Consider the following 26,086-nt stretch of genomic DNA (forward strand, 5'->3'; position numbering starts at 1 on the left):
CTAAGTTGCCTTGTGCTTAACATGCAACATCTTCAGAAAAAATTTGTCCCAAAAGACTCGTATCCCCTTCAATTTCATATACGTAGGTATACGTATTGTAAGCTATTTCAGAAAGTTAGTTCTTTGAGTTAAAACCAAATGAAACATGCCTGACACCTTCAGAAATGTTTTTAACTAACCACATACTCATGAAAAACATACTTATTTTCTTTTTGCTACTAGCACCCGTTCTAGGAAACGCCCAAATAGAAATTACAGGCCTTATAACCGATAGTTTTAATCAGCCCTTAAACGGTGTGAATATTATTGAAACGGGAACCAATAACGGTACTGTTTCAGATTTTAATGGCGCATACACCATTACTACTACTGAAAATGCTATCCTAGAATTTTCTTCAGTAGGGTTTGAAACACAGAAAATAACAGTGGGCACCCAAGCTGTACTTCATATACAGATGAAAGATGGGCTGTCCCTGGATGAAGTAGTACTGGTAGGTTCCAGAACACCTGCACGAAGTGTGTTGGACAATGCATTGCCTATTGATAATATTTCTTCAAAAGAACTAGCAAGTTCGGGGCAACTTTCGTTCGATCAGGCATTACAATATAAAATACCTTCGTTTAACACCACCACCACACCCGTTAGTGATGCTACGTCCTTATTAGACCCGTACGAGATTAGAAATTTAGGCCCTAGTAGAACACTCATATTAATAAATGGGAAACGAAAAAACCTCAGCGCCTTAGTATACACGTACGGTATCGCGGGCAGAGGTGAAACCGGATCGGACGTTTCTGGAATTCCTATAGACGCCATTGAGCGTATTGAAGTTTTACGTGACGGCGCTTCGGCTCAATATGGATCTGATGCCATTTCTGGCGTTGTAAATATTGTGCTGAAAAAGAACCCAAAAAATGGAACTGCTACGGTACGAACTGGAATCACTTCAGAAGGAGATGGAGAATATATAGGCCTTTCTTTAAATAACGGAGATCTCATTTTAAATGATAAAGGGTTCGTGAATTATACCATCGAACTCTCCAAATCCAACCGGGCCAACCGACCCGGAAAAGTTAACGCAGCAGGAGAAATTTCAGATTTTACCGATGGAACGCCAGAAGATATTGCCTTTGTAAATCAGTTTTTAGCGCGAAACCCCGATGCTAAAAACGTAAACGGTTCGCCAGAAAAAGCAGCCGCAAAGTTTTTGATTAATGGCGGCCTTTCCTTAACAGACAATTTAGAACTCTACGCAAACACCCAATATGCCTATAAAAGCATCAATAGTTTTGCCAATTATAGAACGCCCTATTGGCGAACGCTGGAGGATTTTCCTTATTTGGCAAATTTTTTCCCTGACGAAGGAGCGCCTAATAATTATGACGGATATGTACCTACCTTCGATGGTATCTTAAATGACTACCACGGAACGCTGGGTTTCAAATCTGAAAAAAATGGATGGACCTACGATGTAAGCTATACCACAGGAGGTAATGTACAACGCTACACAGTTCGTAATTCACACAACAGAAATTTTGTTTATTCACCTTCCACATTTATAGACGCCAACAACAATGGCATGATAGATGACGGTGAAATTACCGAAGGCGTTAGCTTATACCGAGAAAATAGCCCCATTAATTTCGATTCTGGAGGTGCTAAGTTTACGCATAATGTTGGAAATTTAGATATCACCAAAACACTTTCAGAAAAGGTGAGTATTGCTTTTGGAGCTGAATTCAGAAATGAAAATTTTGAAATTATCCCTGGCGAATTGGCATCCTATGATGGTGGTGGAGCCGACTCGTATGCAGGAAGCAGCCCAGACAATGCTGGCACGTTTAACCGTTATAACTTTGGCGGGTATATAGATGCTTCTTACGATGTAACCGAACAATTTTTAATTAATGGAGCGTTACGGGTAGAAACCTACTCAGACTTTGGCGAAGCGGTAGTTTGGAAATTGAGTTCCCGATACAAGTTAGGAAATGGTATCACCCTAAGGGGTTCTGCCTCTACAGGATTTAGAGCGCCTACCTTACACCAGATTTATTCTCAAAAATTACAATATAGTTTTGTGGCAGGCCAAGGCTTGCTGGTAACAGGGCTTATAAACAACGTATCCCCTCAAGCACGCTTGCTTGGAATCCCTCAATTGGACAGTGAAAAATCTACAAACTTCACCTTTGGTGTGGGTGCTAAAATCTCAAAAAACTTTAGTGCTACGGTAGATTATTATAACATCGCTATACGAGATAGGATTGTATTAGGTACCGATATTAAAGGAACCGAATTTGACGACAACGGAATAAATACAGGTACAACACCGCTAGATGAAATTTTACGAAACAACAATCTAAACAGTGTAAGTTTTTTCATTAATGCGCTAGACACCAGAACTTCTGGGCTGGATGTAGTGCTTAATTATAAAAATATAAACATTGGTCAAGGTACGCTAGGGCTCAATCTTTCTGGAAATTATACCATCCAGAATGAACGGAATGGAGAGATTAATAACCCTTCGGTGATTGAAAGTGGGGGACAATCTGTATTCGATGGTTCCTTAGAATCTTCCCTCTTCAACTCCAGACCAGAGACCAAGTGGATCTTAGGAGCAGACTACCATCTGGACGCTTTCTATTTCACATTAAACAACACCTATTTTGGAAAAGCCTCCTTTAAAGATGCGGGTTTAAATACCAACCTGAGAGCCGAATTCAACCCTAAAATTGTGACAGATCTCGGAGTTACCTACTATATTAGCAATCAGCTTGCCATTTCAATTAACATTAATAATATACTCAATATCCTTCCCGAGTGGGAGCTAAAAGGAGAGAACGCAGCTGGAGATGCCATACTTAACGATGTGTCAACCAATACAGTAGGCCTTACCCCTGCACAGGTGCAATCAAATCTTATTACCTTTAATCAGCGATACGATCAAACAACATACTTTGGGTATCACTTTGACCAGTTTGGGACTAAGCTTAACCTGATGCTTCAGTATTCTTTTTAAATTTGAATGAAACAACGAAACCAACCCTATGAAATTTTTAATCACATTATGCACTCTTTGTACCCTGTTTATTGGATGTGAGCGCAAGACAACTAAAACGGTAGAAGCGCAATTAACGCCTTCAGAAGCAAACGCATTACTTGATGGCAACATTATAGACCTCACCCACACTTTTTCTGAAGAATCCATCTACTGGGTCACTGCCAAAGAGTTCAAACTGGATACTGTGGCTTTTGGTGAAACAGACAACGGCTATTTTTATTCAGCCAATAATTTTGAAACTGCCGAACACGGAGGCACGCATATAGATGCACCTATTCATTTTGCAGCCAATGCCCAATCGGTAGATGAAATTCCTTTGACTCAATTGATGGGCAATGGTATTAAAATAAACGTTGCTGAAAAAGTAAGTGAAAATCGTGATTATCAAATTTCGGTTGAAGATTTTACTGCCTGGGAAAAAATGAATGGTACTATTCCAGAAAACAGCATCGTCCTGCTGGAAACCGGATTTTCTAAATTCTATCCAAACAAAAAAGAATACCTGGGCACCGAAGAACGAGGTGATGCAGCTGTAAAACAATTACATTTTCCGGGCTTGTCTCCTGAAGCAGCTACTTGGCTGGTTGCCAATAGGAATATTAGCAGCATAGGGTTAGACACACCAAGTATAGATTATGGCCAATCGACTACCTTTCAAAGCCATGTAATTTTACTTTCTGAAAACATCCCGGCTTTTGAAAATGTTGCCAATCTAAATAAACTCCCAGCAAAAGGTTTTCAGGTAATAGCCCTTCCTATGAAAATTAAGGGAGGCAGTGGCGGTCCGTTACGAATTATAGCGATAGTTCCTAAAAACAAAAACCTATAATCCTTACTGTGCTATATAACACACCTCAACAAGAATGGATAAGAACAAAGAGAAAAGACCGTCGTTTGTAAAAAGATTTTTACGCCAAACACCCCACGCCATCACCATGCTTTTTGGCATTATAGTTTTGGTTTCGGTCTTAACATATATCCTTCCTGCGGGAAGTTATGACCGGGTGCTCTTAAATGGTAGAAACGTAGTTGTTCCCAATTCGTATAAAATTATTACATCTACACCCATAGATTTCCTGGGTCTGTTTAAAGCCATTCCGCTTGGTTTTAAGTCGGCAGCAGATATCATCTTCGTGGTTTTTGCGGGTGCTATTATGTTTGCATTTATGGAAAAATCGAAGGCTGTGGAAAATTCTGTCGGCACCTTATTGAAAAAAATGGGTTTCGGAAGAAAGCACCTTCTTATTGTCATTTTTACCTTTATCTATGGGTTTCTGGGCGTTGCCGTGGGGTATGAAAACAATATTGCCATGGTGCCCATCGCAGCAGTATTAAGCCTTGCTTTAGGAGGCGATCTTATTTTGGCGGCAGGTATTTCAGTGGGGGCTATGACCATAGGCTTCGGTCTCTCCCCTATTAATCCCTACACGGTGGGCACAGGTCATAAAATTGCAGAATTGGCTATGTTCTCTGGATATGGATTGCGAAGTGTACTATGTTTCATCGCATTGAGCAGTATGGCGTATTATAATGTGAGGTATTTCAAAAAAATTACAAAGAATCCTGAAAAAAGTTTGGGCAAAGGCCTTGATGAAGAAGGGATTTCATTGTCAAAACCTATACAGGAATATAGCGTTACGGCAAACAACTGGCTTGTACTTTCCATATTCTTGATGGGTCTAGCGGTAATTATTTACGGGGTTTTTAATCTTAATTGGTATCTTATTGAACTCTCGGCGGTCTTCCTAATCATCGCATTACTTTGTGGGATCGTTTCAAGAATGGGAGCAACTTTAATGAGCGAAACCGTTCTAAAAGCCGTTTCTCTGGCTGCGCCTGGTGCTTTTATGGTTGGGTTTGCCACTACTATAAAAGTATTGATGGAAATGGGTAATATTGGCGATACGATATCCTATAACCTCGCCTTGCTATTACAAGATATGTCGCTTTATACCTCAGCAATCAGTATGGCCGTTTCCCAATCGGTTATTAACTTCTTTATTCCGTCTGGAAGCGGACAGGCATTGGCAACCTTGCCAGTTATGCTTCCACTAGGCGAAACCTTAGGACTCACTAGGCAAACCACCATATTGGCATTTCAAATAGGAGACGGTATTTCAAATTTGGTAAACCCTACCTTGGGTGGCTTAATCGCTATGCTTGCTATGTGCCGGGTGCCATTAGATAGATGGTTACGCTTCATTTTCCCGATGGTCCTGGTATTACTCTTAATGTCTTGCGTTGCCTTAATCGTTGCAGTTGCCACGGGTTACAATTAAAAAAAATATGACAACAGAACAAATTTTAGAAAAATTAATAGCCTTCCCTGTTCTAGGGGGAGACTCCAATTTGACAATTATCAATTGGATTAAAGAGTATATTGAATCCTTTCAAATTAAAGTCACCTTAGTTCCCAATGAAGAAGGGACAAAAGCTTCCCTGCATTGCCGGATTGGCCCTGCGGTGGATGGTGGCATCATTTTATCGGGACATACCGATGTGGTTCCCGTAACGGGTCAAGCCTGGGATACCGATCCATTTCAGCTAACCGATAAAGGAGATGGGAAATTATACGGGAGAGGAAGCTGCGATATGAAAGGTTTTATCGCTATCTGCTTACACCTGCTTCCTACCATGATAGAAGCGAAGCCTGCAAAACCTATCTATTTTGCTTTTTCATACGATGAAGAAATAGGGTGTTTGTCCGCCCCGGATTTGGTAAAACACATTAAAAAAACCTATCCCGAAAAGCCGAAATATGCGCTTATTGGAGAACCTTCCATGTTACAACCCATTCTTGCACAGAAAGGAATCATTGTATTTGTTACGCAAGTAAATGGATCGGCTGGACATAGCAGCAGAATTAAACAGCAAGTAAGTGCTGTTCACGAGGCCTCTAGATTGGTGCTTTGGTTAGAAACCAAAATGAACACCCTTATAGAAACAAATAAAAAAGATGCACGTTTCGAACCACCTCATACCACCATTCATGTGGGACAATTTAATGGCGGTATTGCTCCAAATGTGATTGCAGATAAAGCTACTTTTTCCTGGGATTTAAGAACCATTCCAACAGACTCGGTGGACGCTATTCTAAAAGATTTTAAACAGCACTGTGAGCAGCGTGAAGTAGAACTTACATCTGTTTTTTCAGATTTTAGAATTAAAACGGTAGCCAAACACCCGGAAGTAGTCCATTTAGACACACATCACGACAAAGACATTGCTAGTCTAATACAGACAATTTCAGGAAGCAGCAATTTTAAAGCAGTATCATTTGCATCTGAAGCGGGACAATTTGCGCAAGGTGGTTTTGAAAGCGTTATTTGTGGTCCTGGATCTATTGCTCAGGCACATACCGCCAATGAATTTATTGCAAAAGAACAACTTCAAAAAGGAGAAGCAATGCTAAAAAAACTAATTCAGGAAATGTCTACTTCACAGTCTTAATAAAATATAAATAGTCAAAAACCAAACAAACTATGGATACATTTTTTTTAGAAGCCGTAAAAGAGGCAGAACTGGGCATTGCCGAAGGAGGTATTCCTATAGGTTCTGTGCTGGTACATCATGGAAAAATTATAGGTCGCGGTCATAACCGACGCGTTCAAAATGGCAGTGTGATATTACACGGCGAAATGGATGCCCTAGAAAATGCGGGCAGACAACCTGCCGCAGTATACCAAGAATGTGTGTTGTATACCACCTTGTCTCCCTGCCCCATGTGTTCGGGCACTATTTTGTTATACGGCATTCCTAAGGTAATCATTGGTGAAAACCGAACTTTTTTAGGAGAGGAAACATTATTGAAAGAACGAGGCGTTGACGTGATTGTTCTCGATGATACAAGGTGTAAAGAACTTATGGATAAATTTATAGCCCAAAGCCCTACGCTATGGAATGAGGATATCGGAGTATAGTACTCTTAGAGTAGCATACTACCATAAAAAAAGCCACTCAAAAAGAAGTGGCTTTAAATTTTAGAAGTGATTATGCTTATTGACGCATAAATCTTATTTCTACGTTAGCAACCGTTTCTACATCGTCGATAACTGTATTCTCCATTTTTTGTAGACGGATTTCATCTTCATTAAATAAAGTAACGGTCCAAGCACCATTAAAAAGATCTATGGCTACATCTTGATTAATTTGTACATCTACAATTCCAGTAAAAACAATCGTATCTGCATTACCACCAATGGTATATCTCCCGCTTTCATTATCTAAATCTACAATTACAGGGGTTTCAGTTACATCGCCATTAACAGTAACAGTAGTGGCTATTCTAAATGGGCCGTCAAGAACAAACGTTCCGTTATTTGTAAAATTTGCTGTAGCTTGAAAAGTATCGCCCTGACCATTAATCACAGCGGTAACAAGTGCTCCGGCAAATGGCTGTGTCACTTCAGCATTTACGGTTAAAAATGAAAGGTCATAATCTCCAGCCAGGTTTGCATTCGTTAATACAAAAGCTGCTTCAGCGTTATCATCATCACTTTTACACGCTACCAGAGTGGCTACGGCCATAAAGGCAATTAAAATATTTTTCATCGTTTTCATAAGTTTTTATTTTTTACAAAGATAATTTTCCCTTCTAGATAACAGCATTTTAAAGCAAAATATTGTGACAGAATTCGATTCACTATTTTTTCTATCTTTAACTCCTAACCTAAGTCTTCCATTTTGAATAAAATATACCTATTTCTTTTCCTCTTTCCTGCTTCCATTTTTGCCCAAGACTACGTAGACCTTTTAAAAATTGGCTACGGACAAACCTTCAACAACGATTTTGAAGGTACCGGCGAAAGCACCTTTGTAAAATCTTTTGATGTAGACCTCACCGTTCCGGTGGTACTTAACGAAAAACACGCCTTTATTACCGGTGCCGTTTACAGCCGAAACAACCTTCAATTATTCCCAAATGCCGAATCCACCAGCCTGCACAGCACCATTGTAAAATTTGGTTTGGCTTCTACCTACAACGAAACATGGAGTAGTACGCTGGTATTTCTGCCTAAAATTGCTTCAGATTATGTGAATAGCACAGGTGAAGATTTTTATTTTGGCGGTGTTGCCTTGCTGAAATATCAAAAAAATGAACACCTTAAATATCGTTTCGGGTTTTATGGCTCTACCGAAGCGTTCGGCTTTTTTACCACTCCCATTATTGGCTGGTATTATTTGAGTCCTAACTCCAAATTTGAGATGGACGTCTCCCTTCCCATAGCGGCAGATGTAAATTATACTTTCGGCATTACAACCTTAGGGTTCGATTATATAGGCATTGGCCGAAGTTTCCATATTACCGAAAATGATGCTGGCGTATATGCAGACGTTAGTTCACTAGAGTTTGCAAGTTACCTTCAGTTTAATGCCTTGGAAAAAAGCGTGTTGCTACGTGCGAAATTTGGCTATTCCAGCAATAATTATGAAATCTACGAAGAAGGTTCAAAAATAGATTTAGGGCTTTCTGCATTCAGTTTTGGAGATGATAGAACGCAATTAAACCCAACCTTAAGTGGCGGGCTCTTCCTTAGGTTTGAAGCTATTTACAGATTCGATATTGCTAAGGACTCACCTGTTTCCCCAGTTTTGGACGGAGAGGAATAAAGTCCCTCACCCGGCCTCTCCCGGAGGGAGAGAAGTTTTATTTGCCGTTCGAAAGGTATTTTTTAGATTTTATAAGAATAGTCTTGTTTCTTGACTCTTGCAGCGAAGCGGTCTTTCTTCTTTCTTCTACATCCAACATCAATGATTTGAAATAAAACTTTTATCTTTAAACCATGGAGCGTACATGTTTAGAATGTGGAGATAAGCTAATTGGTCGTGCAGACAAAAGGTATTGCAGCGATGGCTGCCGTAATGCGCATAACAATTCGCTTAATAAAGATGGTAAAAATCTACTGCGAAATGTGAATAACCGCCTTCGGAAAAACTACCGCATCCTCGAAGCACTAAATACCAACGACAAAACAAAAACAAAAAAAGAAACCCTGCTCAAACACGGTTTCAATTTTAAATTTTATACCAGCCAATACATTACCAAAACAGGTGCTACCTATAATTATGTGTACGACCAAGGTTATTTACCTTTGGACAACGATTGGTTTTTATTAGTGAAGACCGATATGGTTTTGTGAATAAAATAATCACTACATAATTTTACTATTAAATAGTTTCTTCCCTTCGGGGGAGGTGCCAGAGGCAGAGGGGACATTATTTCCACGAATTCCCTTTCAGCTTCAGCGCAGCTTTCAGCACATCTTTCTGGCTAATAAGCCCGACCAATTTTCCTTCTTTTACAATGGGAAAACGACGGCGTTTATGACTTAAAAACATATCGACGGCATCAAAAAGATTCATATTGCCGTCTATAGTTTCTACTTCCTTTACCATGTGGTCCTCTACTTTGGCGTCTTGCATGGGGTGGTTGTGATACCTACTGCTGCTTATTTGTTTCATACAATCGCCTTCCGAGATAATTCCTACCAGTTCATTTTTTGCATTCACTACAGGACCGCCAGATATTTTTTTCCGGATGAGCGTATTCATCACTTCCAACACAGGTTGCTCTGGTCTAAAGGTGGTTAAATTGGTACTCATGTAATCTGAAACTTTAATATCTTCAGAAGAACCCTTGGTGGCCTTGGCTCGTTTGCCTATATAACTTTTAATTGACATATTTTCAAATGTTTAGGGTAAGATACGCAAAAATGTGATTGAAAATTGTTAAGGAAATTTCAATCGAAGGATTTATTTTGAAATGTTGTACTTTTAAATTTACAAAACCAACTCTATGAAATTTCTTTCTGGCATCCTCTCCTTTATAATAATTCTGTTCATAATTTGGTATAGCTTTTTTAGCTTGATGCCCCGCGAAGGCAACCCGGCCAGCGCCCCACAAACCGAATTCTCCAGCCAGCGCGCTCTTATCCCTTTAAAAGAAATCACAAAAGCACCCCATTATCACGGTAGCGAAGAACACACCCGGGTAGGCAACTTTTTAGTAAAAGAACTCCAAGCCTTAGGACTGGAAACTGAAATCCAGGAAGGCTTTGTCCTAAACGAAGGATGGCGCGGATTAGACCGCCCAAAAAATATTATTGGCGTTTGGAAGGGTACTGGAAATGGCAAATCGTTGGTACTACTTACCCATTACGACAGTGCAAAAGTACCTAGCTTTGGAGCAAGCGATGCTGGTAGCGGTGTCGTAACCATTTTAGAAAGTATACGCGCTTACAAAGCGGCGGGCAAACAACCCAAAAACGATATTGTTATCCTTTTTAGCGATGCCGAAGAAATTGGTCTGGACGGCGCTCAACTCTTTGTAAATGAACACGAATTAGCCAAAAACGCAGGACTCGTCCTCAATTTTGAAGCGCGTGGAAGCGGAGGTCCCAGCAATATGATCTTGGAAACCAATGGCGGTAACGCAAATCTCGTAAAAGCTTTTGTTGCTGCCAATCCCGAATATCCCGTCGCATCCTCCTTAATGTACAGTATCTATAAAATGCTCCCCAACGATACAGACTCTACCATTTTTAGAGAAGATGGTGATATTGATAGCTTTTTCTTTGCCTTTATAGATGACCATTACGACTACCACACCGCCAACGATACATTTGAAAATCTGGATAGAGAAACCCTGCAACACCAGGGAAGTTACTTGCTACCCTTATTACATTACTTTGGAGATGCAGATCTTTCAGATCTTAAAGCCGAAGATGATGATGTGTATGTAAACGCACCTTTTGTTAAAATGATTACCTATCCCTTTTCATGGATTTATCCAATGCTTATTCTGGCCGTGGTGTTATTTTTAGGGTTACTGTTTTATGGCATTTCAAAACGAAGATTAAAAGGAAAAGCTGTGGGAAGAGGTTTTGGTGCTTTGCTCCTGTCACTGGTAGTTTGTGGTGCGGTAGGCTATTTTGGGTGGATGCTACTACAACACATCTATCCTCAGTATGCCGAAATCCAACATGGATTTACCTACAATGGCCACTGGTACATCGCTTTTTTTGTAGTACTCTCTTCAGCAATTGTATGTAAGATCTATCGAAATTTCAACATTAAAAAAGAGGTAGCTAGCTTTTATGTAGCACCGCTCACCCTTTGGCTTATCGTAAACGTGGCCGTAGCTATTATGTTAAAAGGAGCTGCCTATTGGATAATCCCTGTATTTTTTGGGTTGGTATCTTTCTTCGTCTTGCTGAAACAGGAAAAACCAAATCTTCTTTTACTAACCGTTTTGGCTATTCCTGCACTATCCTTTTTTGCGCCACTTATTCAGTTTTTTCCTGTGGGACTGGGATTAAAGATGTTGGTGATTAGTTGTGTGTTTGTGGTATTACTTTTTGGTTTGTTGGTACCCGTATTCGGGTTTTACCGTTGGAAAAATATGATTGCGCTGGCAAGTTTTCTAATTGCTATCGTACTCTTCTTTTTAGCCAATGCCAAAAGCGATTTTACTGAAACACGTCAAAAACCAAACAGTTTAATCTACTATCAAAATGCCGATACCAACGAAAATTTCTGGCTCACCTATGATAAGGTATTGGACCCCTGGACAAAAGGATATTTAGGTTCAACCCCTGAAGAAGCCAGCAAATATGTAACAAGCGTTGCAGGTAGTAAATACAACACGGGCTATAGTTTTGCCGCAACAGCACCTGCCAAAACGATCACGCCTTTTGAAGTACGCTTGGAAAACGATACGCTACATCAAAATCTTCGGAATGTTACTTTTACCATTATTCCAAAAAGAGATGTGCACGAAATAGCACTGTACACCGCTGTTTCCACCCAATTTGAATCCCTAACGTTTAACGGTAAGACCGTTTCAAAAGACACAACAGCTAATGCATTCTACGGAAGAAAAAGCAATATGTTACTCCGCTATTTTGTAGCCAATGAAGACTCTTTGGAAGTTTCATTTTCCGTTGAAAAAAATACGCCGCTCAACTTTCAAGTATTAGAATACTCTTTTGATTTATTGAAACACCCTCAATTTACCATTAACAAACGTCCAAAAAATACGATGCCAAAACCTTTTGTAAATACAGATGCGGTGGTGGTGAAACGTAGTTTTTCTGTGGATGATTTACTAAAAAAAGTTGTGGTGCTTGATTCGGTTACCGCGGAAGATATAAACTAATAAAACACCGAATATTGAACCGCAGAATGTTACATGATGAAGTACATACTTCGATGTTCTGTATTCACCATTCGATATTCGTTATTCAAAAAAATACATGAACAAAACAATTGGTATTGCAGGACTTGGATGGTTGGGGAAACCTTTGGCAAACAAATTTATGACGCTAGGCTACGAAGTAAAAGGCACGGTAACTTCAGCCGAAAAGGCAACAACGCTACAAAAAAAAGGCTTTAATGCATTCCCGGTAGAAATAACCGAAACAGGCGTAACAGGTGAACCCCAAGGATTTATGAAGCATTTGGATACGCTTATCGTGATGATTCCCCCAGGATTACGCAGAAACACAGGAGCCGATTATGTACTTAAAATGACGCATTTTTTGGCTGAAATTGAGAGTGCAAAAGTTCCCAACTGTATATTTATTAGCAGTACTTCAGTCTACGGAGATGCGCAAGGTAAGGTAACCGAAAGTGATATCCCACAACCCGAAAACGAGGCGGGCCGGCAACTCAAACAAGTAGAGCAGCTGTTTTTTACTTCAGCAGCTAAAACAAGTATTGTACGCTTTGGAGGGTTACTAGGCGGTACGCGCCAACCTGCAAAATATCTGGCGGGACGCACTAATTTAAGTGGTGGAAATGCTCCTGTAAATCTGATCCATCGGGACGATTGTATTGGGATATTAACCGCTATCATTAAGCAAGAAGCATATGGACATATTTTTAATGCGGTACACCCACAGCATCCTGCAAAACAAACCTATTATACCGAAAAGGCGAAAGAATTAGATTTAGTAGCACCTCATTTTGCTAAAGATGAAGATGAGACTTTTAAACAGGTGGATTCTGTAAATTTGAAAAAGGTTTTGGGGTACGAGTTTAAGAAAGAAATTTAATATATTACAATTTTTTCTGAAAACGTAGCCCCATTTTCTCCTGTAACAATCACCGTATACATTCCTGCGGAAAGCATTCCCACGGAAACATCGGCATTATTTTCTATTGGCACTTGAACTTCTTGCCCCAACGCATTGTAAACCTGTATCGATATAACCGTAGCCTCTGTCTCTATCTGAAACCTATCTCTAGTGGGATTGGGATATAAAATAGTAGCTTTTAAAGTACTCTCTGGCACACTTAAAATAGTTAGGTTTTCATACCATGCAATTTTATCACCCGTTATGGAAGCCGAGAGCACATCATTATCACCATCTCCATCCAGGTCTGCTGCAAAAATACCGCGACCGTTGTCTGCGTCTGTGCTTATTATTTGTGCTGGGCCAAACGTACCTAAGCCATCTGTATTTTCGTACCAAGCTACTTCTCCGTCTGCTGTTATGGAGACTGCATCAATATCATTGTCTGTATCTAAGTCTGCTGCGTATACCGATTGCACAAAAGAACTCCTAATACTAATTTCTTTTTCATCGCTAAATGTTCCAAGTCCGTCCAGATTCTCGCTCCAATAGAGTTTATTTTGAGTAGAAGCGGCAATTAGCAAATCCATATCTCCGTCTCCATCTATATCATTTGCATCAAAAGATTCACTTCCTCCTGCAATGCCCGGTAGCATGGTGCCACTACTAAAATTGCCTAAGCCATCTAGATTTTCAAAATAAAAAACTTTAGAAAGTTGTGAAGAAACAGCCATAATATCCATATCACCATCGCCATCAAAATCTCTAGACAGCACAAATCTGGCATTTATGACCGATGTACTAATAGCTTGTTCCGGACCAAAATTGCCTAAGCCATCTAGGTTTTCGTACCAAGCAACCGTATCTTCGTTTCTGTTGGCCGAAACCACATCTAAATCTCCATCGCCATCAAAATCTGCGGCATCTGCTACATTGGCACCTACAGCATCACTTGCAATTATTTGGTTTCCTGTAAAACTACCCGTATTATCCAAGTTTCTATTCCACAAAACTATGTCATCCCCTGGGCAGGTTGCCAATACATCAATCGCTCCATCTCCGTCTATATCTGCGGTAGTCACAAAACGTACATCGTTGACGCCTGTACTAATTACCTTTAGCGGCCCAAAAGTGGCTTGCCCATCTAAGTTTTCATACCAAACATTCTGATCACTACCACTCACAGCTGCTATAACATCTTGATCTCCATCTCCATCTATATCTGCTGCTTGGACGTAGCGAGGTACTTCTCCTGTAGTGCTAATGATTTGTTGTGGTCCAAATTGAGCCATTATGTTTTGGCATAACATTAAAATTGTAAGAATAAAAAAAGTTCTCATAGAAATATGTTTATAAAAAAGGATGCTCGTACTAGAACGAGCATCCCTAAAGATAATTATTTTTGTTAGTTATTTCCTTTTTGGATTACAGTTTGCTTGGTAGTACCATCTATATAATTTTTTTCGATACTGTAGAGTCCATTGGGTAAATCATCAATTAGGTTGGGGTTATTTATACTAGTTGAATCTTGTGGTGTTATGGTTACATTGGCGTTAAAAACATCATCATTAAATCGAGTAAGTAAGCCATCGCTAGCAAACATACTATCATTATCATAGCATCGTTGCGGATCTAAATATACTAGGTCTGTATTTTGAAAACTATTAATTATGATAGCTGTATGATTAGGATGATAGATGGTACTATAATCCGTTTCATATTTACTTATAATTTTATCATGAACACTTACACTCCATGAAAAACTATCTCCATAGGGACTTGGCTGTGAGCAATCACAGTTGCAAGTTACAAAATGATAATCGAATCCAGGTTGAAACAAAGGTAATGTGGATGTAGAAGGCCCACTAACATAATACTCACCTGAATAAGGTTCATATAAAGAAGCGACACTAGTTTCAGCTGCTGTAAAAACTCCTCCATTTGTCGCTTCATCTACCAATATGGCATCTGCCATCCTAAAACCTTGGCCAGTAGTAAAATACTCTTTTTTACAGGTGGTAGCATCAATATAGGTGCCACGCATTAAAAAGTTACGTACATCAGGTTCTAAAATTTGATATTGTTGTGCTACTGGAACACTACAATCGGTGTAAGTTCCAATGTAGGTGCAATTATTAGGGTCAACATCACTTGTATTTAAATGACGTGTTGCTGGAGTATCGGCAACTCTATCCCCAGTATCGTATGCATTAAAGTTAGGATCATTGGGATCTCTAGTTACGTTCTCACAATTAGAACCTCCACTATCCAAATGCCTTAGGTTAAAACAATGTCCCATTTCATTAATAAGCGTTGGACTTGCAACATTACCACCAGAAACACCAAGATTCGTGCTAACATATCTTTCTGCAATACCTCCAAAACCCTGTGCTTCCCTTGGTATGTAAACATTAAACATATCTGGTTTATTAGCGCCTATTGATTTCGCATAATTGAGCATGGTCGTAAACTCACTTGTATTCTCCCAAACAATATGTTCTGTTTTGTTTAGTGTCCCGTTTCCTCGATACTTAAAGAATATATTAAACTGATTAAAAGTTATATTCAAGTTGGCAATCCCTTGTAAGATTTTATTTTCTGTGATGGTAGTATTACCACTTCCATCGTCTTTTTTGATTACCCAAAAATATACATTATAAACTCTTGGTGCATAACTGGCTAAGTCATCTGGATTAGTTGAATACGTATACCCTGATGGGTCAATTGTTGTGCTTTCTGTAAACGCACATTCTGTAGATTCTTGGCTCAAGAGACTCCCGAACAAAAAATGCATAAAAAAGTTGTAATGATTTTTTTCATGATTAAAAATTTAAGATTAATTAGATTCGCCAATATGGCAATTGCGGGGGAGTCAAATCAAATATAGGAATAAAATTATAATGTAGTATTATAAGGTTACAGTATATTTATTTAAATACGGCATTTTGATTGCATGCCATTTGTAAGCGAACATGACATATATCAAATAAAATCTAACTTACCTAAGGCATTAGGGGAAGCTATTAGAGTGGAAAGAAAAAATAAAAATCTTTCACAAACCGAATTAGCAGCGCTTACACAAAAGGACCGCCAATATATTTACAAAATTGAAAAAGGAAAGGTGACACCTAACATAGTAACCGTTGGGATAATCGCTAAAGCTTTAGAAATATCGATTGCAGAATTACTTAAAGATTTAGGTACATAAAAAAGGAGCTCAAAATGAGCTCCTTTTTTTTCATCTTCGAATTCGGTTTCGAATTCAATTTCGGTTTCAAGGTTTACCAAATACGCACTCTATTTTCCGGAGCTACGTACATAGGATCGCCTTCCTTAATATCGAATGCCTCGTAAAAAGCATCTATGTTTTTAAGCGGCTCTGTAGCACGGTACATTCCTGGAGAATGGGGATCTGTTTTAATTTGGGTACGTAAAGACTCTTCACGTTGCTTGGTTCTCCAAACGGTTGCCCAACTCATAAAGAAACGTTGTTCTGGTGTAAACCCGTCTATGTCGCCAGGACGGCCATTTTCTTTGTAGAATTTCTGTAATCCATCGTAGGCACCTAGCAATCCGCCAAGGTCACCAATATTTTCACCTAAAGTAAACTTTCCGTTAATGAAGACGCTGTCTAGCACTTCAACACTATCGTATTGGGCTGCTAATGCATCACCACGTTGTGTAAATTTCTCAAGATCTCCGTCTGTCCACCAGTTTACTAAGTTTCCGTCACCGTCAAAACGTGCGCCACTATCGTCGAAAGCGTGTGAGATTTCGTGACCGATTACAGCTCCCATTCCACCGTAGTTTACAGCTTCGTCTGCTTTATAATCGTAGAAAGGGGGTTGTAAAATTGCTGCCGGGAATACGATTTCATTATTAAACGGATTGAAATATGCATTCACCGTTTGTGGTGACATTCCCCACTCGGTTCTATCTACAGGCTCATCAATTTTATCCAGGTTATCTTTAAACTGCCAGTTTCCAACAGCCATCATATTTTCGTAATAGGTATTTCCTGCCTTTACATCCATTGAAGAGTAATCCTCCCAAGAATCTGGATAGCCAATTTTAACGGTAAATTTATTCAGTTTTGCTACTGCTTTTTCTTTGGTTTCGGCACTCATCCAATCTAGATTCATGATTCGGTCTTTGTAGGCTGCGATTACGTTGGCAATCATTTTTTCTGCCTTTTCTTTTGCTTCCGGCGGAAACTTTTCATCTACATACAATTGTCCTACTGCTTCTCCTACGCTACCGTTAACAGTACCAAGGGCACGTTCGTCTGCCGGACGTTGCTTTACAGCGCCGCTCAAATACTTACTATAGAAATCCCAACTGGCTGTTTCAATTTCAGTAGACAATGCTCCTGCTGCACTGTTTAATGTCTGCCAGCGCATTACCGTTTTCCAGGTATCAATATCTTTTTTAGATAAAACATTTTGTACGGTTTGCATATAAGTAGGCTGCATCACGATTAAGGTATCCAATTGTTTGGTTACCCCCATGTCCTTTAGTGCTTGTTCCCATTGTACAGCGGGCACCATTTTTTGAACCTGCTCCATACTTCTTGGATTGTTGAAGTTTCTGAAATCACGACTCGCCACTTTGTCTAATCTTGGTGCTGCCAAGGTAGTTTCAAAAGCTAAGATCTTTTCGGCTTGTGTACGAGCAGCTTCTTCAGAATCTCCTAAATACTGTAGCATTCTTGTAATATGGTCTACGTATTTTTCTCTAATTTCGATAGACTTCGCATCGGTATTGGTATAGTAATCACGATCTGGAAGGCCTAAACCTCCTGGCGTGATGTATGCCGAATTCATCGCACTATTGCTAGGGTTACTAAACGCAGCAATTCCGAAGAAAGGCTGTGAAACCTCTGTAGCACGAGTAGTTAATACTTTCTGGAAATCTTCTACTGTTTTAATACCAGCAATAGCATCTAATGCAGGTTGTAATGGAGTAATCCCTGCTTTGTTTCTAGCAACGGTATCTAATTCTGAAGCAAATATTGCCAAAGCTTTAGCCTGATCTGTTTCTGCTCCATATGTTCCACTCTCTTTTGCAGTGTTTAAAATTTCCAACACATCTTTGTCTGTAGACTTACGCAACACACCAAAACCTCCCCAACGTACCTGGTCATCTGGGATTTCGGTATTCTTCATCCAATTTCCGTTTACGTAGTTGTAAAAATCATTTTTTGGATTTACGGTCGTATCCATATTGGAGAGGATAATACCACGCTCTTCGGTATCGGCTTGCGCCATGTCTTGGTCTTTGTTTTTGTCGTCACAAGATGTAACCGCCAGGGCTACAGCTGCAACAGCAACAACAGATGTTATGATGTTTCGTTTCATATTTTGGTTTTAAAATTATTCTGGTATTAGTAGAGAAACTGTCTAGTTTGTTACACTCAATTTCCCTTATTATCTTGAAGTTCTACCTTATAAACGGAATCTAAGAACTTGCGCTGTTTTTCTATTTCTTTTTGTTCGGTTTCTTTGAGCTCGTCATCAATTTTACTTTTTTTGAAGGTTCTGTTCATTTCAATAAAAAGATTTTGTGCTGCTATATTCATTTCTTCTAAACCCATCTCCAATTGTAGGGAATCTACATTGTTTTCTTTAGCCAACTGCTCCAATACTTTTGCGCGGGTATTCACCAACATAAGCCTTGCATAAATGTATCGGGTATTTATAGTGTCTGGAATTTTAGTGAGTAAGGAATCTGTCTGGAGCGTTAATTGTTCCGAAATATCCTGTAAGGTAGGCAAGGTCTGATTTTTTAAGCGTTGCGTGTTTGCTTCAAAATCTTCAAAAACCGACCAGGAAATGGCTTGTGATTTTGCGGCTTCTGAAAGTGTTGGCAATATGGAAAGCATACTTCCATATCGTGTAACGTCATCTACCTTTTGGACATTGGTAGCTGTTTCTGAAGTTTCCTCACAAGAAATTAGCACAGAAAGCACTCCGCCAAAAAATAGGGTAAAACAAATTAAACGTTTCATTAAAACAAACTATAAATTGCAAATATAAGTGTAATCTTACCGCTAAAAGTTAAAGGTTTGCAAAATTTATGCTTGTACAGAATGTGTATCTTTACTTCTGAAAAAAGAAATCTCAACTTAGAAGTATTTGTTATGAAAAAAAGAATCCTCATCATAGGCGCCTGCGGGCAAATTGGAACCGAGCTTACCGCAACCCTTAGAAAACAATATGCGTCCCATAAAGTAATTGCAAGTGATATCCGCGAAGGTGATACAGAAATGATGGAAGCGGGACCTTTTGAAGTGCTGGATGCCATGGATTACAATGCCGTACAAGATGTAGTGATTAAACACGAAATTACCGATGTATATTTAATGGCTGCCATGCTCTCTGCTACGGCCGAGAAATTCCCGATGCGTGGATGGAATCTAAACATGAATTCGCTTTTTAATGTGCTCAATTTGGCCAAAGAAGGGAAAATTGATAAAATATTCTGGCCTTCCAGTATTGCCGTTTTTGGTCCCACAACTCCACAAACCGAAACCCCACAGCACACTATTATGGAGCCTAGCACCGTCTACGGAATAAGCAAGCAAACTGGCGAACGCTGGTGTGAGTATTACTTTAATAAATATGGAGTAGACGTACGGAGTATTAGATACCCTGGTTTAATAAGTTATAAAACCTTACCTGGTGGGGGCACGACAGATTATGCCGTAGATATTTACCATAAAGCGGTAAAACATAATAAATACATCTGCTTTTTAAATGCTGAAACGACCTTACCTATGATGTTTATGGACGATGCCATACGAGCAACTATAGGAATTATGGAGGCGCCTTCAGAAAAAGTAAAGATCAGAAATTCGTACAATCTCGCTGCTATGAGTTTTAATCCTGAAGACATTACGGCAAGCATTAGAAAACAACAAAAGGACTTCCAAATTTCCTACGAGCCAGATTTTAGACAAGCTATTGCAGACTCTTGGCCACAGAGCATTGACGATACGAAGGCACGTGAAGACTGGGGCTGGAAACACGAAATAGAGCTAGATGAAATGACTAAGATTATGTTGGAGAATTTGGGGTAATTATTTTCTTATAGTTTAGAAAGCTATATTTAAAAAGTCCTTACTTGAGTAAGGACTTTTTTTGGACAGTATTTTTAAACACCCTTTAATGCGTTATAGCATTTGAAATAAAGATATATTTTCGCTGGGACAGTTAGATTGATTGCATAAAAAAAGCCCTCACATTGCTGTGAAGGCTTCTTTTCGCTCTCCCTCTTGGGCTCGAACCAAGGACCCTCTGATTAACAGTCAGATGCTCTAACCAACTGAGCTAAGGGAGAATTTCATATAGAAAATTAAAAGGTGTTACCCTTTTAGCGGTTGCAAATATAATCTATTTTTTAAGTATGCAAAACAAGTCATTAATTTTTTTAAAATTTTCCTTCTTAAAAGGTATAGCTCGCTGCAACAATTAAATTTCTACCCGCAGCGCTAATACCGCTACTGTAGGGTCTATATCGCTGGTCTGTAATGTTTTCCAGGACTGCATTTACTCGTAGTGCTTCAGATATTTTGTACTGGGCGCCAAAATTTAAAGTATACCAGTTTGGCGCAAATGGATTACCATTCGTATCTGTGGCATATAAAAAAGCATTGTTTTGCTGGCTAGGTGCTAAATCTTCAAAATCGAATTGGCTGTTATATTCTGCAAAAGCGTCAAGCTTTAATTTTTTCCATTGGTAGATTAAGTGACTGTTCCCAAACTGGGGCGCAATGTGCCGGCTGGGAGCTTTTGTACCATCGTCTTCTTCAGAAAATCCGTCGGTAATATTATAATGGGATGTTAACTGCAAGTCTTTTGTGAAGTTAACCTCCATCCCTACTTCAAAACCATATATTTCGGCTTTAGCTGCATTCTGAATGGCCTGTACATTGCTTAATTCACCCTGATACTCAATTTCTGTTTCACCATTTAAGTTAAAATCCCGGCGTACCAATGCGTCTTCTAATACGGTATAAAAAATTGCCATATCCAGTTTTACTACATCGCTAAAGGTAAGGGTTGCTCCCAACTCACCATTGTATGCATACTCTGGTTTTAGGTCTGGGTTCGGCACGACTACACTTCCTGGCTCACTTTCAAAAATCTTCCCTACATCATCAATATTTGGTGCTCTAAAAGCGGTTCCAAAATTGAGTTTCCACCCCAAAATATCACTGGCTTGCCAAGCAAGACCAGCACTTCCTGTTACCGCACCTGTACTTATGTTGGCTTCAGAAAAAGGAAAATCAAAAAACTGGTCATCAAACGTGGCATCTATCAGGATATGATTGTATCGCAAGCCTCCTTGAAATGATAGTGTTTCTGTAAACTTAGATTGTAAACTCGCATACCCCGCAATAGATTGCCAGGTACTGCCGTCTGGATATCTAGATGCGTCTGGGGCACTGGTTCCAGTATCAATATCTGTTTGTTGCCCTACACTGTTCACTTGGTTATATACATATTCTACACCATAATTCAATTTTGTTTTGTCCCAGTCCTTTTCAAAATCCCAAGCCGCGGTGTACGCATTTACTTTTTCTTCAGTTTGAAATAAAATAGAATCTCCAAAATCTCTATCATTTCGACTTTCTTTAAATCGTTGGAAAGAAATGGTAGCTATACTTTCATCGAAGATACCATTATTATAAGCCGTATTTCTTGCCTGTAGATTTCCGGACATCCACTCTTGCGGTCCATAATACCACTCTGCTGATCGAAGCTCGCCACCTTGCTTACGAATTAACCTATCGTATCTTGGATAATCGCTTGTGGTTGTATAGAAAAGTCCTAAGTTAAAATCCCATTTGTCTGAGGGCATATATCGCACCTTTTGCATGGTGTTTATCTGGTTGTAGCCAGTAGGGCGCTGTACAAGCGGATTGTCATTATCTACTACGGTATCTACTCCATTTATAATTTCAACATATTCATTGCGCAAATAATCGTCTGGACCGTTGCTTCCCATGCGTAGGTCGTCAAAATCGCTATAGGTTACGCTGGTTAAAAACGCCCACTCCTTTAAGCCAACATTAAAATCGAAATGTCCTGTTTTTTCATTGTTTGCTGTAGCATATCTTGCCGTTCCACTTCCTGAAATAGCCACACCATCTTCAAAAGAAAACTTGGGTCTTTTAGTATAAAAATTCATGACACCTCCTACGGCATCACTTCCGTAAGGGACTGAACCTGGCCCAAGAATTACCTCGGTCCGCTCAATAGCAAAGGGATCAATAGAAATTACATTTTGAACGTTTCCACCGCGAAAAATTGCCGTGTTAAATCGAACACCATCTACTGCTATAAGCAATCTATTGGTAGAAAAACCCCGAATTAATGGGCTTCCACCACCTAACTGACTCTTTTGAATATACACCTGCCCGCTACTCTCTAGCAAATCTGCTGCGGTTTGTGGATTACTGAATAGTACATCCTCGCTGGTAATACTCAATACTTGTTGTGGAATATCACGTTTTTTTTGTCCAAATTTTGAGACAGATAATACCACCTCATCCAGAGTACTAGCATCTTCTTTCAATAAAACAGTGCCATTGGCAATCTGGCTTTTTAGTACTTTATATTCTAAGTGAGAGATATGTTTAAAGATGATTTCTTCTGAAGCAGTAAACGCTGAAATATCTACCTTCCCATCAAAATCTGTAACGCCAGACTTGGATTTACTAGCATTGTAAACTGCAACTCCAGAAACTGGAATATTGGTGGTTTGATCTTTTACGGTGATAATTTGAGCGGAAAGTGAGATGAAAAATAATAAGGCTACAACGGTTAAGGATAATCGTAAAGTCATTGAAAAAGTTGGTTAAGGATTGGTAAGGATTTTGGTTTTCTGAAGCCGTGTAGATGTATTTGATAATAACGTATCAACAAATGAAGCACTTCAAGTCGTGTTGTTTTATTTAATTTTATTTGTGGAATTGCATCAATTTTTATGCCGAAAAATTGCCTCAATGCCTCTACGTGTGAGCCTTTTTCACAATAGCCATTGCTTGACTTTTCCTGGAAAGTACCTTCTAATAAGTTGAAGTACAGGTGTTTTTCATCAGTTACCTCTGGATAAAACCCTAAATACTGCGTTAGATTCAGTAAAAAATAAATATGAAAATTAGCGAAATCTTCTAAAGCATCTAAGAAAATAAAGGCACTGGAAATATAATGATACAAAGCACTATTAGCCTCTTCTTCTTGAATGGCATCCTTTAAAACTTCAGATAAAAAAAGTACTACAGACCCTTTTACAACATCTGTGTGTAGTGTTTTATAAGGATACAGCACTTTTGCCTCACGAATACTTTCCAAAGTGCCTTTATTCTTATGGTTGGCAATAATTTCTAACTGAGTGAGTGGTTGAAATAGTGAGATTTTTAATGCACCTTTTTTAGATTTTAAGATACGACGTAGCATATAGCTTTTACGACCATCGCTTAAGGTGTAGCAGTGTGCGATCACATCTGCTTCGGCATATTTTAACGTGTGTAATACGATGGCCTCTGTGGCAACTACCATTAGCGCACGACCATAATTTTGGTGACTTTAGTTTCCAGAGCGCCTTCACCTGTTATAATAACCAAATATACTCCCGAGGCCACCCTGTACTTACCAAATGCTGTGGTGTCCCATAAAACACTTCCTCCCTCACTTGTAGTTTCGAAAACTAGATTACCTGATATATCTGTAATTTTCACATTAGCGTTTGCAGTAAGGCCATCTATGGTAACATTCCCTGTGAACTGTGGCCTTACAGGATTTGGAAAAGCATATACATTATCCAAGTTATCCCGAGGCGCCGTAGAGGTACCATTAAATGCCACCAAACCATTGACAGTCGCAAAATAAACGACCCCTGTAAAGCTATCTATAGCAATGTCCTGTACGTTATTTGAAGGCAAAGGAGAATTATCTTTATTAAACTGTAATAAAGTCTCCTGTCCGTTGGGGGAGAGATAAAACACTCCAGATGATGCGGTAGAGATCCATTTGTTGTTAGAGCCGTCTACTTCAATATCTGTAATAACTAGTTCAAACAAGAGTTCTTGTGGGACGCCTTCTTCAAGAATAATAATGGCCTGGGCATCTGTATTGGCATTTTCATCAAAAAAACTTCCTGGATTAAATAAAACTCTAAGGCCAGATCTTGTACCAATCCAGAGTCTATTATTATTATCGGTGGCCAGTGCTAAGACATTGCTATTAGGTAAGTTTCCATTACCCAGGTTTTGTCCAATTTTATTGAATTGACCCGTTGCCGGGTTATATCCAATTAAACCATCATTATTTGCGGTGAAAAAAACAAAATTTTCACGTGTGGTTTCTACTTCACCCAGCGCTAGTGGAGGCCTGTCAAAATTGAATACGTCCGATATATCTACTTGCTGTAATTGCCCTTCAGGAGTGATTTTAATGAGTCCTGCTTCGTCTTTAGCTTGCACACCCCACAGATTTCCTTGCGAATCAAAATCGATTCCAAAAACCCGTATTCCGAAAGCTGGATTATCATCGGTAATACTTAGGGATGAGTTGGATTCATCAAATAGCTTGGATGGGTTTTGATCATCAATTTGCAAGATTCCTTTTTGAAATGATGACATATACACCTGGTTGGGGTTGTTCGGATTAATCTGCACTCTCACAAGGTCATTAGCTTCCTTTCCCAAGGTTTCGGTTAATTCCTCATAAGAAATATTAGTCCATTCGCCTTCGCGTAAATTGCTTATCCCTTTTTTAGTCAAGGGAAATGGGTCAAAATTTACCGTAACATCTCCAAAATTAACCCAAACCTGTCCCGGAGAAGCATCTATAGAAAAACTACTGTTAAACAAAGGACCATCTGGCAAGATGTTGTTTGCATTAGTATCTCCAAAAGGTATCTGAAATAGCCCCTGTTCTCTGGTGCCCAAATACAAAAAGTTATCGTGAGAGAAACCCGTGAGCAATTCGTATGCATCCACCCCGTTTATTGATGAAGCACTCCCAACGATTGAAAGATTTTGATCATACGTTCTTACAGAGCTGAATGTGGTTATATTTATAAAATCGTTTTGACCATTAATTTCCCGAATGGTTCCGCCAATATTATCTACCACGGCTAAGCCACCCACGACCGAATACAATAAATTGGAATTCGCCGTGTAAATCTGGTTTCCTGCCTTTACAAGCCCCAAGTAACCACCTCCTGCAAGCTGGCCCCATTGATTAAAATCTATCAAATTATCTGCTGCTACCAATGCACGGCGTATTCCATTTTCAGAAGTAGAGGCATAAATATACGGCTCAAGCACTGCAGTTGCTGTAATATTGATTTGCGCTCCTCCATCTCCTATAAAATAGGTATCTCCAAATTCTAAAGTTGCAAGATCGAACACCGAAATTCCAAATTGAGCGGCTATATAAAGATTCCCGTCGAATTCGTTAAACTGATTTATTTTTTTTCTATCTGGCGGAATGGTAGGTTTATTTAAAATATCTACTACGGTAAGGACATCTTCGTCCCCATCTGAAATAATTTCAATTAAGCCACTTTCATACCCAATAACCAATACGTTGAAATTTTCACTATAATATAATGTAGAGATAAGCGCCCCAGAAAGTCCGTTGATAGTTGAAATAGTTTCAATTTCCTGCGTAGACAAATCGTAAGAAAACACTGCATTCTCTGCCGCCGCATATATTTTATCATTCCCTTGGGAAATAGCCTGGATAGATACATAGGAAAAATGCCCAGTCCATTCGTCTTCAAAATTTTGAGCTGTACCAGTTACAACACCAACCAATAATGTGAAAAAAAAGAAAAAGTACTTCATAAATGCTGAAAATGTTCAGAAACTATAACACGCTAAAATAGTATTTATTGCAGGAAAAATGGTGTAAAAAAAAGGCTATCTTTTAATGGGAT

20 protein-coding genes and 1 tRNA gene are annotated in these 26,086 nt (G+C 39.3%); 11 read left to right on the plus strand and 10 right to left on the minus strand.

The annotated features are described in order from the left end of the window. Positions 1 to 188: 188 nt before the first annotated feature. The 5 genes from ACQ2HF_RS03325 to ACQ2HF_RS03345 are packed head-to-tail and all read left to right on the plus strand — an operon-like array spanning position 189 to position 6,979. Complete coding sequence (locus ACQ2HF_RS03325; RefSeq protein ID WP_432412103.1) at positions 189 to 3,017, plus strand: TonB-dependent receptor; 2,829 nt, start codon at positions 189 to 191, stop codon at positions 3,015 to 3,017. A gap of 28 nt (positions 3,018 to 3,045) precedes the next feature. Further along, complete coding sequence (locus ACQ2HF_RS03330) at positions 3,046 to 3,888, plus strand: cyclase family protein (protein ID WP_432412104.1); 843 nt, start codon at positions 3,046 to 3,048, stop codon at positions 3,886 to 3,888. A 34-nt stretch (positions 3,889 to 3,922) separates the two neighbouring features. Continuing rightward, entirely contained in the window at positions 3,923 to 5,338 is a 1,416-nt protein-coding gene (locus tag ACQ2HF_RS03335; RefSeq protein WP_432412105.1) for a YfcC family protein, read from the plus strand. Positions 5,339 to 5,345: 7 nt separating this feature from the next. After that, positions 5,346 to 6,509, plus strand: a complete 1,164-nt coding sequence (gene argE / locus ACQ2HF_RS03340; RefSeq protein ID WP_432412106.1) for an acetylornithine deacetylase — start codon at positions 5,346 to 5,348, stop codon at positions 6,507 to 6,509. 32 nt (positions 6,510 to 6,541) lie between these two features. After that, the gene (locus ACQ2HF_RS03345; RefSeq protein WP_432412107.1) at positions 6,542 to 6,979 is read left to right on the plus strand and encodes a nucleoside deaminase; all 438 of its coding nucleotides are present in this window, start codon (positions 6,542 to 6,544) and stop codon (positions 6,977 to 6,979) included. Positions 6,980 to 7,055: 76 nt separating this feature from the next. Here ACQ2HF_RS03345 and ACQ2HF_RS03350 read toward each other — a convergent pair whose 3' ends face one another. Further along, positions 7,056 to 7,619, minus strand: a complete 564-nt coding sequence (locus ACQ2HF_RS03350) for a hypothetical protein (RefSeq protein WP_432412108.1) — start codon at positions 7,617 to 7,619, stop codon at positions 7,056 to 7,058. A gap of 123 nt (positions 7,620 to 7,742) precedes the next feature. Here ACQ2HF_RS03350 and ACQ2HF_RS03355 point away from each other — a divergent pair, with 123 nt between their 5' ends. Both ACQ2HF_RS03355 and ACQ2HF_RS03360 read left to right on the plus strand, forming a co-directional pair. Then, on the plus strand, positions 7,743 to 8,669 hold the full coding sequence (locus ACQ2HF_RS03355; protein WP_432412109.1) for a DUF6268 family outer membrane beta-barrel protein: 927 nt from the start codon (positions 7,743 to 7,745) through the stop codon (positions 8,667 to 8,669). A gap of 173 nt (positions 8,670 to 8,842) precedes the next feature. After that, positions 8,843 to 9,199 (plus strand): hypothetical protein, encoded by a 357-nt coding sequence (locus ACQ2HF_RS03360; protein ID WP_432412110.1) that lies wholly within the window; start codon positions 8,843 to 8,845, stop codon positions 9,197 to 9,199. A gap of 76 nt (positions 9,200 to 9,275) precedes the next feature. Here the strand turns inward: ACQ2HF_RS03360 and ACQ2HF_RS03365 are convergent, their stop codons facing one another. Then, positions 9,276 to 9,740, minus strand: a complete 465-nt coding sequence (locus tag ACQ2HF_RS03365) for a CBS domain-containing protein (protein WP_432412111.1) — start codon at positions 9,738 to 9,740, stop codon at positions 9,276 to 9,278. A gap of 115 nt (positions 9,741 to 9,855) precedes the next feature. Here ACQ2HF_RS03365 and ACQ2HF_RS03370 point away from each other — a divergent pair, with 115 nt between their 5' ends. Both ACQ2HF_RS03370 and ACQ2HF_RS03375 read left to right on the plus strand, forming a co-directional pair. Beyond that, positions 9,856 to 12,216, plus strand: coding sequence for a M20/M25/M40 family metallo-hydrolase (locus ACQ2HF_RS03370; protein ID WP_432412112.1), 2,361 nt, complete (start codon positions 9,856 to 9,858; stop codon positions 12,214 to 12,216). A 97-nt stretch (positions 12,217 to 12,313) separates the two neighbouring features. Continuing rightward, entirely contained in the window at positions 12,314 to 13,114 is an 801-nt protein-coding gene (locus ACQ2HF_RS03375) for an NAD(P)-binding domain-containing protein (protein WP_432412113.1), read from the plus strand. Here ACQ2HF_RS03375 and ACQ2HF_RS03380 read toward each other — a convergent pair. Further along, positions 13,111 to 14,475, minus strand: coding sequence for a T9SS type A sorting domain-containing protein (locus ACQ2HF_RS03380; protein ID WP_432412114.1), 1,365 nt, complete (start codon positions 14,473 to 14,475; stop codon positions 13,111 to 13,113). The genes ACQ2HF_RS03375 and ACQ2HF_RS03380 overlap by 4 nt on opposite strands. Positions 14,476 to 14,540: 65 nt before the next feature. Then, positions 14,541 to 15,929, minus strand: a complete 1,389-nt coding sequence (locus ACQ2HF_RS03385) for a hypothetical protein (RefSeq protein WP_432412115.1) — start codon at positions 15,927 to 15,929, stop codon at positions 14,541 to 14,543. 159 nt (positions 15,930 to 16,088) lie between these two features. Between ACQ2HF_RS03385 and ACQ2HF_RS03390 the strand changes: the two genes are divergently transcribed. Further along, positions 16,089 to 16,343, plus strand: coding sequence for a helix-turn-helix domain-containing protein (locus ACQ2HF_RS03390; protein WP_432412116.1), 255 nt, complete (start codon positions 16,089 to 16,091; stop codon positions 16,341 to 16,343). Between the two features lie 73 nt (positions 16,344 to 16,416). Here the strand turns inward: ACQ2HF_RS03390 and ACQ2HF_RS03395 are convergent, their stop codons facing one another. Further along, a complete protein-coding gene (locus tag ACQ2HF_RS03395) occupies positions 16,417 to 18,492 on the minus strand; it encodes a M13 family metallopeptidase (protein WP_432412117.1) in 2,076 nt (691 codons plus the stop codon). 56 nt (positions 18,493 to 18,548) lie between these two features. Further along, positions 18,549 to 19,142 (minus strand): hypothetical protein, encoded by a 594-nt coding sequence (locus ACQ2HF_RS03400; protein ID WP_432412118.1) that lies wholly within the window; start codon positions 19,140 to 19,142, stop codon positions 18,549 to 18,551. A gap of 132 nt (positions 19,143 to 19,274) precedes the next feature. Between ACQ2HF_RS03400 and ACQ2HF_RS03405 the strand changes: the two genes are divergently transcribed. Beyond that, entirely contained in the window at positions 19,275 to 20,213 is a 939-nt protein-coding gene (locus ACQ2HF_RS03405; RefSeq protein ID WP_432412119.1) for an NAD-dependent epimerase/dehydratase family protein, read from the plus strand. Between the two features lie 186 nt (positions 20,214 to 20,399). Here ACQ2HF_RS03405 and ACQ2HF_RS03410 read toward each other — a convergent pair. The 4 genes from ACQ2HF_RS03410 to ACQ2HF_RS03425 form a co-directional block, all read right to left on the minus strand. Beyond that, positions 20,400 to 20,473: transfer RNA gene (locus ACQ2HF_RS03410), tRNA-Asn, on the minus strand. A gap of 105 nt (positions 20,474 to 20,578) precedes the next feature. Further along, positions 20,579 to 22,984 (minus strand): TonB-dependent receptor, encoded by a 2,406-nt coding sequence (locus ACQ2HF_RS03415; RefSeq protein ID WP_432412120.1) that lies wholly within the window; start codon positions 22,982 to 22,984, stop codon positions 20,579 to 20,581. Beyond that, positions 22,981 to 23,700, minus strand: a complete 720-nt coding sequence (gene recO / locus ACQ2HF_RS03420; RefSeq protein ID WP_432412121.1) for a DNA repair protein RecO — start codon at positions 23,698 to 23,700, stop codon at positions 22,981 to 22,983. The genes ACQ2HF_RS03415 and recO overlap by 4 nt, the downstream gene beginning before the upstream one ends. After that, positions 23,700 to 25,994, minus strand: coding sequence for a two-component regulator propeller domain-containing protein (locus ACQ2HF_RS03425; protein WP_432412122.1), 2,295 nt, complete (start codon positions 25,992 to 25,994; stop codon positions 23,700 to 23,702). The genes recO and ACQ2HF_RS03425 overlap by 1 nt, the downstream gene beginning before the upstream one ends. Positions 25,995 to 26,086: the final 92 nt, after the last annotated feature.

It is taken from the genome of Rasiella sp. SM2506, assembly GCF_050859505.1.
Taxonomy (GTDB): Bacteria; Bacteroidota; Bacteroidia; order Flavobacteriales; family Flavobacteriaceae; genus Marinirhabdus.

Bases quoted from the DNA above. Each gene is read 5' to 3' on its own strand.
- ACQ2HF_RS03350 (WP_432412108.1), bottom strand. From the start codon at position 7,619: ATGAAAACGATGAAAAATATTTTAATTGCCTTTATGGCCGTAGCCACT.
- recO (WP_432412121.1), bottom strand. From the start codon at position 23,700: ATGGTAGTTGCCACAGAGGCCATCGTATTACACACGTTAAAATATGCC.
- ACQ2HF_RS03345 (WP_432412107.1), top strand. From the start codon at position 6,542: ATGGATACATTTTTTTTAGAAGCCGTAAAAGAGGCAGAACTGGGCATT.
- ACQ2HF_RS03395 (WP_432412117.1), bottom strand. From the start codon at position 18,492: ATGAAACGAAACATCATAACATCTGTTGTTGCTGTTGCAGCTGTAGCC.
- ACQ2HF_RS03370 (WP_432412112.1), top strand. From the start codon at position 9,856: ATGAAATTTCTTTCTGGCATCCTCTCCTTTATAATAATTCTGTTCATA.
- ACQ2HF_RS03325 (WP_432412103.1), top strand. From the start codon at position 189: ATGAAAAACATACTTATTTTCTTTTTGCTACTAGCACCCGTTCTAGGA.
- ACQ2HF_RS03385 (WP_432412115.1), bottom strand. From the start codon at position 15,929: ATGCATTTTTTGTTCGGGAGTCTCTTGAGCCAAGAATCTACAGAATGT.
- ACQ2HF_RS03360 (WP_432412110.1), top strand. From the start codon at position 8,843: ATGGAGCGTACATGTTTAGAATGTGGAGATAAGCTAATTGGTCGTGCA.
- ACQ2HF_RS03400 (WP_432412118.1), bottom strand. From the start codon at position 19,142: ATGAAACGTTTAATTTGTTTTACCCTATTTTTTGGCGGAGTGCTTTCT.
- ACQ2HF_RS03330 (WP_432412104.1), top strand. From the start codon at position 3,046: ATGAAATTTTTAATCACATTATGCACTCTTTGTACCCTGTTTATTGGA.
- ACQ2HF_RS03390 (WP_432412116.1), top strand. From the start codon at position 16,089: ATGCCATTTGTAAGCGAACATGACATATATCAAATAAAATCTAACTTA.
- ACQ2HF_RS03405 (WP_432412119.1), top strand. From the start codon at position 19,275: ATGAAAAAAAGAATCCTCATCATAGGCGCCTGCGGGCAAATTGGAACC.
- argE (WP_432412106.1), top strand. From the start codon at position 5,346: ATGACAACAGAACAAATTTTAGAAAAATTAATAGCCTTCCCTGTTCTA.
- ACQ2HF_RS03425 (WP_432412122.1), bottom strand. From the start codon at position 25,994: ATGAAGTACTTTTTCTTTTTTTTCACATTATTGGTTGGTGTTGTAACT.
- ACQ2HF_RS03335 (WP_432412105.1), top strand. From the start codon at position 3,923: ATGGATAAGAACAAAGAGAAAAGACCGTCGTTTGTAAAAAGATTTTTA.
- ACQ2HF_RS03380 (WP_432412114.1), bottom strand. From the start codon at position 14,475: ATGAGAACTTTTTTTATTCTTACAATTTTAATGTTATGCCAAAACATA.
- ACQ2HF_RS03415 (WP_432412120.1), bottom strand. From the start codon at position 22,984: ATGACTTTACGATTATCCTTAACCGTTGTAGCCTTATTATTTTTCATC.
- ACQ2HF_RS03375 (WP_432412113.1), top strand. From the start codon at position 12,314: ATGAACAAAACAATTGGTATTGCAGGACTTGGATGGTTGGGGAAACCT.
- ACQ2HF_RS03365 (WP_432412111.1), bottom strand. From the start codon at position 9,740: ATGTCAATTAAAAGTTATATAGGCAAACGAGCCAAGGCCACCAAGGGT.